The organism is Streptomyces sp. SID4985 (genome assembly GCF_009863025.1).
GTDB lineage: Bacteria > Actinomycetota > Actinomycetes > Streptomycetales > Streptomycetaceae > Streptomyces.
Genome location: NZ_WWIR01000557.1, coordinates 1 through 8852 on the forward strand (window position 1 = coordinate 1; position 8852 = coordinate 8852).

An 8852-nucleotide genomic window follows, 5' to 3' on the forward strand; every position below is an offset into this window, starting at 1 on the left:
CGAGCCGTCCGCGACCGGTGTGCTCCCCGGGACCACGCCGAGTCCCGTACGCACCCTGCGCCGACGCCCCGAGGACGCCCGCGTGCCGTAGCCGACCAGGACGTTGCCCGACTCCTCGCCGGCGGCCTCGGCGGACCCGGCGGGCTCTCCCCCCGGCTCGTCCGAGCCGACGGCGACGGTGATCAGGGGCGCGCCGACGGGCAGTTCGGTGCCCTCCTCGCCGAAGCGCGCGGTGACCACGCCGCCGTAGGGGCAGGGCACCTCGACCATGGCCTTGGCCGTCTCGACCTCGACCACCGGCTGGTCCACGGCGACCACGTCGCCCACGGCCACCAGCCAGCGCACGATCTCCGCCTCGGTCAGTCCCTCGCCGAGGTCGGGCAGCTTGAACTCCAGTACCTGTGCCATCAGCCCTCGGCCTCCCACTGCAGCCGGGCCACGGCGTCCAGCACACGGTCGACGCCGGGCAGGTGGTGCCGCTCCAGCATCGGCGGCGGGTAGGGGAGGTCGAACCCGGCGACACGCAGCACCGGCGCCTCCAGGTGGTGGAAGCAGCGCTCGGTGATGCGGGCGGCGATCTCCCCGCCCGGGCCGCCGAAGCCGGTCGACTCGTGGACGACGACCGCGCGTCCGGTGCGGCGCACGGAGGCGCACACCGTCTCGTCGTCGAAGGGCACCAGCGAGCGCAGGTCGACGACCTCCAGGTCCCAGCCCTCGGCCTGGGCGGCCTCGGCGGCCTCCATGCAGACCGGGAGGGAGGGGCCGTAGGTGACGAGGGTGGCGCTGCGGCCGGTGCGGCGGACCACCGCGCGGCCTATCGGCGCGACCTCCTCCGGCTGCTCGGGGTTCCAGGTGTCCTTCGACCAGTACAGCCGCTTGGGCTCCAGGAAGACCACCGGGTCGTCGGAGGCGATGGCCTCGCGCAGCATTCCGTAGGCGTCGGCGACGGTGGCCGGGGTGAGGACGTGCAGGCCGGGGGTGGCCATGTAGTACGCCTCGGAGGAGTCGCTGTGGTGCTCTACGCCGCCGATGCCGCCGCCGTAGGGGACGCGCACGGTGATCGGCAGCGGCATCCGGCCCCGGGTGCGGTTGCGCATCTTCGAGACATGGCTGATCAGCTGCTCGAACGCCGGGTAGGCGAACGCGTCGAACTGCATCTCCACCACCGGCCTGAGGCCGTACATGGCCATGCCGACGGCGGTACCGAGGATGCCCGCCTCGGCGAGCGGGGTGTCGGTGCAGCGGTCCTCGCCGAACTCCTTGGCGAGCCCGTCGGTGACCCGGAAGACACCGCCGAGGGTGCCCACGTCCTCGCCCATGACGTGCACGTTCGGGTCGGCGGCCATCGCGTCGCGCATCGCGCGCGTGAGGGCCTGCGCCATGGTGGCGGGCTTGACGGCCACGGTGGTCATCGACGACCGCCTTCCGCGCCCGGGCCCTGCGGACCGTCCTGCTCGGCTTCCAGCTCGGCGCGCAGCATCTCGCGCTGCTCGCGCAGTTGCGCGGTGGGTTCGGCGTACACGTGGTCGAAGAGTTCCATGGGGTCGAGCGGGGCGTCCTGGTTCATGCGTTCGCGCAGGTCGGCGGCCATCGCCTCGGCGTCCTGGCGTACGGCGTCGATGGCGGCCTCGTCGAGCAGGCCGCGCGCGGTGAGCTCGCGCTCCAGCAGCCGGACGGGGTCGTGGGCGCGCCACGCCTCCACCTCGGCCTCGCCCCGGTAGCGGGTGGCGTCGTCGGCGTTGGTGTGGGCGTCGACGCGGTAGGTCACCGCCTCGACCAGGGTGGGTCCGCCGCCCGCGCGGGCGTGCCGTACGGCGTCGCCGAGCACCTCGTGCACGGCGGCCGCGTCGTTGCCGTCCACCAGGCGGCCCGGCATCCCGTACCCGACGGCCTTGTGGGCCAGGGAGGGGGCGGCGGTCTGCTTGGCGAGCGGGACGGAGATGGCGAAGCCGTTGTTCTGCACGAGGAAGACGACCGGGGCCTGCCAGACGGCGGCGAAGTTCAGCGCCTCGTGGAAGTCGCCCTCGCTGGTGCCGCCGTCGCCGACCATGGCGAGCGCGACCACGTCGTCCCCCTTGAGCCGGGCGGCGTGCGCGAGGCCGACCGCGTGCGGGAGCTGGGTGGCCAGCGGGGTGCTGAGCGGGGCCACACGGTGGGCGTGCGGGTCGTAACCGCTGTGCCAGTCGCCGCGCAGCAGAGTGAGGGTCTCCACCGGGTCGACGCCCCGGGCGACGACGGCGAGCGTGTCGCGGTAGCTGGGGAAGAGCCAGTCGCGGTCCTCCAGGGCCAGGGCGGCGGCGACCTCGCACGCCTCCTGCCCGGTGCTGGAGGGGTAGACGGCCAGGCGGCCCTGCTTGGTCAGCGCGGTCGCCTGCGTGTTGTAGCGGCGGCCGCGCACCAGCTGGGCGTAGAGCCTGAGCAGCAGGTCCGGGTCGGCCTTCGCGGCGGCCTCGGTGCCGAGGACGCGGTAGGGCTCGGCATCCGGCAGCAGCGGCGCGGGATCCATGCGGGGCTGCCAGGCGGGCGGCGGCGATGGCCGGTACGCGCCCCGCTGCTCCATGACCGTCATGACGGCACCTCCTCGTGGGAGTGGCTACGGGAGACGTGTCGGCTGTGACCCGTCTCACCTACCGATTGTTCGGTCGCCGATGCATTTTGGCTACTGGCCCCTCCAGGCTGTGGACAAACGGTTCTCCACAGCCTGGAATGAACGCAGGACGTCCACGGCGATGAAGCGGGGGGACATGACACCTGAACAAATGGCCCAGGGACCGGACGCGGGAACGGCCCTGCCCCCGCCGCGCCCGCTGGACGCCATAGATCAGGACATCCTGAGAATCCTCCAGGCGGACGGCCGCGCCTCGATACGTTCCGTCGCCGACCGCGTCCACGTCTCCCGCGCCAACGCCTACGCGCGGATCAACCGCCTGGTCGAGGACGGGGTGATCCGGGGCTTCGGCGCCCGCGTGGACCACGAGCGCGCCGGGCACGGCACATCGGCCTACATCACGCTCACCATCGTCCAGAACACCTGGCGCACGGTCCGCGAGGAACTGCGGCGGCTGCCCGGCGCCTCCCACATCGCCCTGGTCGGCGGCGCCTTCGACGTCCTCCTGCTGGTGCACACCCCCGACAACCGGGCCCTGCGCGAACTGGTGCTCACCCGCCTCCAGGCGATCCCGGAGGTGTTGAGCACCCGCACGCTGCTGGTCTTCGAGGAGGAGGACGTGGGGCCGGAAGCGTAAAGGGACGGGGCCCGGTGGGCGCGGGGCCCGGTGGGCGCGGGGCCCGGTGGGCGCGTTCCGGCCGGAGGCGCGCCCCCGGCTCAGTCCCCCCGCAGCCCCGCGAAGACCAGCAGCACCACCGCGTCGGCCACCTCGCGCCCGTTCGCCCCGCGGGCCTCGGGCCGGTACCACTCCACGATGGAGTTGATCATGCCGAAGACGAGCCGGGTCGCGAGCCGCACCTCGACGTCCGCGCGCACGTCCCCCTCCTCGGCGGCCGCCCGGAGCAGGTCCGCCACCCGGTGGTCGAACTCGCGGCGCCGCTCCAGCGCCCACCGCTCGGCCTCGGTGTTGCCGCGCACGCGCAGCAGCAGCGTCACATAGGGCAGCTCGGATATGAGCACCTCGACCATGCGCCGTACGACGTACTCGAGCCGGTCGACGGCGCGTCCCGCGCGCGCGTGCTCCTCGTCGAGGATGGCGAACAGGCCGTCCAGCGCCCGCGAGACCGCCCGGCGCAGCAGCTCTTCCTTGCCGCTGACGTGGTGGTAGATCGAGGACTTGGAGATGCCGGCGGCCCGGGAGAGGTGCTCCATGGACGTGCCGTCGTAGCCGCGCTCGTTGAAGACCCCCACGGCCACCGAGAGCAGCGTCTCGGGGGTGTACGTGTCGCGCTTGGCGGTGGTCATGAGGTGCCCTCCCGCTTGTCGGTGGCGTAGGCGTGCCGGTAGAGCGCGAGGGACGGCGCGTACCGCCCGCAGGGGTCGCACGCGTGCAGCTGGTCCAGCAGGTCGTAGGCCCAGCCCCGGCCGAGGGCCCGGCTCCACTCGAAGGGGCCGAGCGGGTAGTTGACGCCGAGCTTCATGGCGGTGTCGATGTCCTCCTCGGTGGCGACGCCCTTGGCGACGGCGTCGTGCGCGAGGTCGACGATCCGGGCCACCGTGCGGGCGACGATCATGCCGGGCACGTCCCCGATGACGCTCACGTCCTTGCCGAGCGCCTGGAAGAGGCCGATGGCCTCGGCTAGGGTGCGCGGCGAGGTGTCCTGGGAGGCGGAGAGGGCGATACGGGTGGCCGCGCGGTAGTCGAGGGCGAGGTCGAAGTGGACGACGTCGCGGAACTCCACGGAGGTCTGGCCGTCGGCAAGGATCAGCTGACCGCCGCTCGGCAGGACGAGCAGGGTGCCGTTGTCCTCCTCCTGCTCGTGGACCGGGATGCCCGCCTCGCGGATCAGCGTGAGCAGGGGGGCCGCCGGGCCGAGGTCGCCCTCGACGGTGACATGGGCGGGCGCCTGTTCCTTCTCGGCGGTGTGCGGCTCGGGACGCTCGGCACCCTCCGCGTAGTCGTACCAGCCATGGCCGCTCTTGCGGCCCAGCCTGCCGGACTCGACCAGCCTGCGCTGGGCGAGCGAAGGCGTGAAACGCACGTCCTGGAAGAAGGACTGCCACACCGAATGGGTGACGGACTCGTTGACGTCCTGGCCGATGAGGTCGGTCAGCTCGAAGGCGCCCATCCGGAAGCCGCCGCTCTCGCGCAGCACCGCGTCGATGGTGGCCGGGTCGGCGCCCTGCGCCTCGTACACCGCGAACGCCTCGGCGTAGAAGGGGCGGGCGATCCGGTTGACGATGAACCCGGGGGTGTCCGCGCAGGCCACCGGGGTCTTCCCCCAGGCGCGGGCGGTCTCGTACACGCGCGTGGCCGACGTGACGTCCGTGGCGAAGCCGGAGACGACCTCGACCAGGGGCAGCAGCGGCGCGGGGTTGAAGAAGTGCAGGCCCACCAGGCGGCCGGGGTCGCGCAGCGCGCCCCCGATGGCGGTCACCGACAGGGAGGAGGTGTTGGTGGCCAGCAGACAGTCGTCGCCGACGATCTCCTCCAGCTCGGCGAAGAGCCGCTGCTTGACGTCCAGCCGCTCCACGACGGCCTCCACGACCAGCGCGCTCCCGGCCAGGTCCTCGAGGGGCCCGGCGGCGGTGAGGCGGGCGCTCGCCGCGTCCCGGTCGGCGGCGGCGAGCCGGTCCTTGGCCACCAGCCGGTCGAGCCGGGCGCGGATCGCCCCGGCGGCCTCGTGGGCGCGCCCGGGAACGGCGTCGTAGAGCCGCACGGGGTGGCCGGCGACCAGCGCGACCTGGGCGATGCCCTGGCCCATGGTGCCGGTGCCGACCACGGCCACGGGGCTGCTGAGGTCCAGTGCTGTCATGTGCGCGATCCTCCCGCACGGGGTTGTCCACAGATGCGCCGGACCCCCTTGTCCCGACCGATCGTTCGGTTACTCTAGCTCTGACCACCCGTGGCCCACCACCGCCTTCGACGGGCGCGCACCGGGCCCGCATCCCACCCGCAGCCGCTTTCTCCGTTTCCGCCCAGGTAGGAGCTCGACGACGAGTTCCCGAGACGAGGAGTTGGTCCCGCATGGCCGCCCCACTGACCGCACACGAGCTGATCGCGAAGCACCGGCCCACACTCGACCAGGCCCTGGAAGCGATCCGCACGCGCGCGTACTGGTCCCCGCACCCCGAGCACCCCAAGGCCTACGGCGAGCACGGCAGCCTGGACGCCGCCGCGGGCAAGGCCGCCTTCGACGCCGTCCTCGGCACCCGTCTCGACCTGGACCAGCCGGGCACGGACGACTGGGTGGGCGGCGAGATCTCGCCGTACGGCATCGAGCTGGGCGTGACCTACCCGCACGCGGACCTCGACGTGCTGCTGCCCGCCATGAAGGCCGGCCAGGCCGCCTGGCGGGACGCGGGCCCCGAGGCGCGCGCGGCGGTCTGCATGGAGATCGTCAAGCGGATCAGCGACCGCACGCACGAGTTCGCGCACGCCGTCATGCACACCAGTGGACAGGCGTTCATGATGGCCTTCCAGGCGGGCGGCCCGCACGCGCAGGACCGCGGCCTGGAGGCGGTGGCGTACGCGTACGCGGAGCAGACCCGCACCCCCGAGGCGGCCGAGTGGTCCAAGCCGCAGGGCAAGCGCGACCCGCTGAACCTGACCAAGACGTTCACGGCGGTCCCGCGCGGCATCGGCCTGGTCATCGGCTGCAACACCTTCCCGACGTGGAACGGCTACCCGGGCCTGTTCGCCTCCCTGGCGACCGGCAACGCGGTCCTGGTCAAGCCGCACCCGCGCGCGGTGCTGCCGCTCGCGCTCACCGTCCAGGTGGCCCGCGAGGTGCTGGCCGAGGCCGGTTTCGACCCCAACCTGGTCGCGCTGGCCGCCGAGCGCCCCGGCGAGGGCATCGCCAAGACCCTCGCGACGCGCCCCGAGATCCGCATCGTCGACTACACCGGCTCGACCGCCTTCGGCGACTGGCTGGAGACCCACGCCCGCCAGGCGCAGGTCTACACGGAGAAGGCCGGCGTCAACACGGTGCTCGTCGAGTCCACCGACGACTACAAGGGGATGCTGTCCAACCTGGCCTTCTCGCTGTCCCTGTACAGCGGCCAGATGTGCACCACCCCGCAGAACCTGCTGATCCCGCGCGAGGGCATCAGCACCGACCAGGGCCACAAGTCCTACGACGAGGTGACGGCCGACCTCGCCCGCGCGGTCGACGGCCTGCTCGGCGACGACGCGCGCGCGAACGCCCTGCTCGGCGCGATCGTCAACCCGGACGTGAAGGCCCGTCTGGAGGCGGCCGCCGAACTGGGCGAGGTCGCCCTCGCCTCCCGCGAGATCGTCAACCCGGAGTTCCCGGACGCGGTCGTGCGCACGCCGGTGATCGTGAAGCTGGACGCCGCCAAGCCGGACGACGAGGCCGCGTACACGAGCGAGTGCTTCGGCCCGGTCTCCTTCGCCGTGGCCGTCGACTCGGCCGCCGCCGCGGTGGAGCTGCTGCGGCGCACGGTCCGCGAGCACGGCGCGATGACGGTCGGCGCGTACACCACCGACCCGGAGGTGGCGCGGGCGATCGAGGAGGCATGCCTGGAGGAGTCCGCGCAGCTGTCCCTCAACCTCACCGGCGGGGTGTACGTGAACCAGACCGCCGCCTTCTCCGACTTCCACGGCTCGGGCGGCAACCCGGCGGCGAACGCGGCCCTCACCGACGGCGCGTACGTGGCGAACCGCTTCCGCGTGGTGGAGGTCCGCCGACAGGCGTGAGCGTCACTGGCTCCGGGTGTGGTCCGCCGACAGGCGTGAGCACACCCGGAGCAGGGCCGTCCGGGGGTGGCTCAGGCATCCATGGGCGCGGCGCCGCCGAAGGCGCTCCAGTGGTACAGCGTCATGGCGACGCTGGTGGCGAGGTTGTAGCTGGAGACCTGGGGGCGCATCGGGAGCGCCAGCAGCTGGTCGGCACGCGCGCGCAGCGCCGCCGAGAGCCCGCTGCGCTCCGAGCCGAAGGCCAGCACGGCGTCGTCGGGCAGCACCGTCCCCCGGATGTCCTCGCCCTCGGGATCGAGGGCGAACAGCGGTCCGGCGGGCAGCTCGTCGACACCGAGGCGCTCGACGGCGGTCGCGAAGTGCAGTCCAGCACCACCGCGCACCACCGTCGGGTGCCACGGGTCCAGCGTGCCCGTGGTGACCACGCCGGTCGCCCCGAAACCGGCGGCCAGCCGGATCACGGCACCGGCGTTGCCGAGGTTGCGCGGCTCGTCCAGGACCACCACGGGAGCGGTCCTGGGCGTGCGGGCCAGCGCCCGCAGATTGGCCTCCCGGGACGGCCGTACGGCGAGCGCGGCCACACCGGTGGGATGCGGGCGCGGCACCAGCGCGGCGTACGCCGTCCCGGACACCTCCGTGAGCAGCGCGTCCAGCGTGTCCGCGAGGTCACCGGCCAGCTCGTCGGCGAGCGCGAGCGTCGCCTTCCGGTCGGTGGTGACCGCCACCGGCACCTCGGCGCCGAAGCGCAGCGCGTGCTTGAGCGCGTGGAAGCCGTCGAGCAGCACGGCCTCCCCGGCGCGCTCGCGCCAGCGGATCAGGGGGTCGGTCATGCCGTGAACCCTACGCGGCCCGCCGAGTCGTCCTCGGGGACGCGGGGTCCGGGCACCATGGGTCGGCCGCCGCGCCGGAACAGCCGGGCACGCGCGCGTGCCACGCCCCCGCCGACCAGCAGCAGGAAGGCGGTGGGCAGGAAGACCGCGTCGGCCGTGATCATCGCCAGCGAGAAGAACGGCAGCCCGAGGAGGACGGCGATCGCGGCGTGCTCCGCCATCATCAGCACCAGGAGCACGTTCTTCACGCGCCGGTTGAACAGGGTGAAGGGGAAGGCGACCTGCATCATGACTGTGCCGTAGGCGGCGAGCATCATGAGCGTGCCGCTCGCGGCCATCAGACCGGCGAGCGCGGGCCAGGGCGAGAAGTAGTCCAGGTGGAGCGGGTAGTAGACGGCGGTGCCGTCCTGCCAGCGCGAGCCCTGGATCTTGTACCAGCCGGCCGTGGCGTAGATCAGGCACGCCTCCGCCATGATCACGACCAGGGCGCCGTTGTGCAGCACGTTCGCGATCACGTCGAGCAGCATCCGGGGCTCCGGAGACCGCGCCCGGCGTCCCGCCGCCCACCACAGGCCGAGGCCCGCCCAGGTCGCCCACAGCAGCGTCGGCACCGGCCAGGTGGCCCCGAACCCGTCGGTCAGCGCCACGGCGACGAGCGCCGCGCCCGACACCGCCCAGAGCACCGGGCCCACCC

At 73.1% G+C, this 8852-nt stretch carries 8 protein-coding genes and 1 pseudogene; 2 read left to right on the forward strand and 7 right to left on the reverse strand.

What is annotated here, in order from left to right; translation table 11 throughout:
- From GTW40_RS23995 to pdhA, 3 genes are all read right to left on the reverse strand, one after another.
- A partial coding sequence (locus tag GTW40_RS23995; protein ID WP_343245774.1) for a biotin/lipoyl-containing protein occupies positions 1-408 on the reverse strand: 408 nt, incomplete at its 3' end.
- Positions 408-1412, reverse strand: a complete 1005-nt coding sequence (locus GTW40_RS24000; RefSeq protein ID WP_161182252.1) for an alpha-ketoacid dehydrogenase subunit beta — start codon at positions 1410-1412, stop codon at positions 408-410. The genes GTW40_RS23995 and GTW40_RS24000, both read right to left, overlap by 1 nt.
- The gene (gene pdhA / locus GTW40_RS24005) at positions 1409-2569 is read right to left on the reverse strand and encodes a pyruvate dehydrogenase (acetyl-transferring) E1 component subunit alpha (protein ID WP_161182253.1); all 1161 of its coding nucleotides are present in this window, start codon (positions 2567-2569) and stop codon (positions 1409-1411) included. Before pdhA ends, GTW40_RS24000 begins: the two co-directional genes overlap by 4 nt.
- A gap of 190 nt (positions 2570-2759) precedes the next feature.
- Between pdhA and GTW40_RS24010 the strand changes: the two genes are divergently transcribed.
- A complete protein-coding gene (locus tag GTW40_RS24010; protein ID WP_161182258.1) occupies positions 2760-3245 on the forward strand; it encodes an Lrp/AsnC family transcriptional regulator in 486 nt (161 codons plus the stop codon).
- A gap of 80 nt (positions 3246-3325) precedes the next feature.
- On the opposite strand, the gene GTW40_RS24015 is transcribed toward GTW40_RS24010, so the two are convergent.
- A complete protein-coding gene (locus tag GTW40_RS24015) occupies positions 3326-3913 on the reverse strand; it encodes a TetR/AcrR family transcriptional regulator (RefSeq protein ID WP_161182254.1) in 588 nt (195 codons plus the stop codon).
- Positions 3910-5424: a 3-hydroxyacyl-CoA dehydrogenase gene (locus GTW40_RS24020; RefSeq protein ID WP_161182255.1), complete on the reverse strand. Its 1515-nt coding sequence runs from the start codon at positions 5422-5424 to the stop codon at positions 3910-3912. Before GTW40_RS24020 ends, GTW40_RS24015 begins: the two co-directional genes overlap by 4 nt.
- A gap of 212 nt (positions 5425-5636) precedes the next feature.
- Between GTW40_RS24020 and paaN the strand changes: the two genes are divergently transcribed.
- Positions 5637-7328: a phenylacetic acid degradation protein PaaN gene (gene paaN / locus GTW40_RS24025; RefSeq protein ID WP_161182256.1), complete on the forward strand. Its 1692-nt coding sequence runs from the start codon at positions 5637-5639 to the stop codon at positions 7326-7328.
- Between the two features lie 71 nt (positions 7329-7399).
- On the opposite strand, the gene GTW40_RS24030 is transcribed toward paaN, so the two are convergent.
- Entirely contained in the window at positions 7400-8158 is a 759-nt protein-coding gene (locus tag GTW40_RS24030; RefSeq protein ID WP_161182257.1) for a TrmH family RNA methyltransferase, read from the reverse strand.
- A pseudogene (locus GTW40_RS24035) lies at positions 8155-8852 on the reverse strand (HTTM domain-containing protein); the annotation flags it as partial. The pseudogene GTW40_RS24035 and the gene GTW40_RS24030, both read right to left, overlap by 4 nt.

Coding starts and splice junctions, on each gene's coding strand:
- GTW40_RS24000 (WP_161182252.1), bottom strand. CDS start 1,412: ATGACCACCGTGGCCGTCAAGCCCGCCACCATGGCGCAGGCCCTCACG.
- pdhA (WP_161182253.1), bottom strand. CDS start 2,569: ATGACGGTCATGGAGCAGCGGGGCGCGTACCGGCCATCGCCGCCGCCC.
- GTW40_RS24010 (WP_161182258.1), top strand. CDS start 2,760: ATGGCCCAGGGACCGGACGCGGGAACGGCCCTGCCCCCGCCGCGCCCG.
- GTW40_RS24015 (WP_161182254.1), bottom strand. CDS start 3,913: ATGACCACCGCCAAGCGCGACACGTACACCCCCGAGACGCTGCTCTCG.
- GTW40_RS24020 (WP_161182255.1), bottom strand. CDS start 5,424: ATGACAGCACTGGACCTCAGCAGCCCCGTGGCCGTGGTCGGCACCGGC.
- paaN (WP_161182256.1), top strand. CDS start 5,637: ATGGCCGCCCCACTGACCGCACACGAGCTGATCGCGAAGCACCGGCCC.
- GTW40_RS24030 (WP_161182257.1), bottom strand. CDS start 8,158: ATGACCGACCCCCTGATCCGCTGGCGCGAGCGCGCCGGGGAGGCCGTG.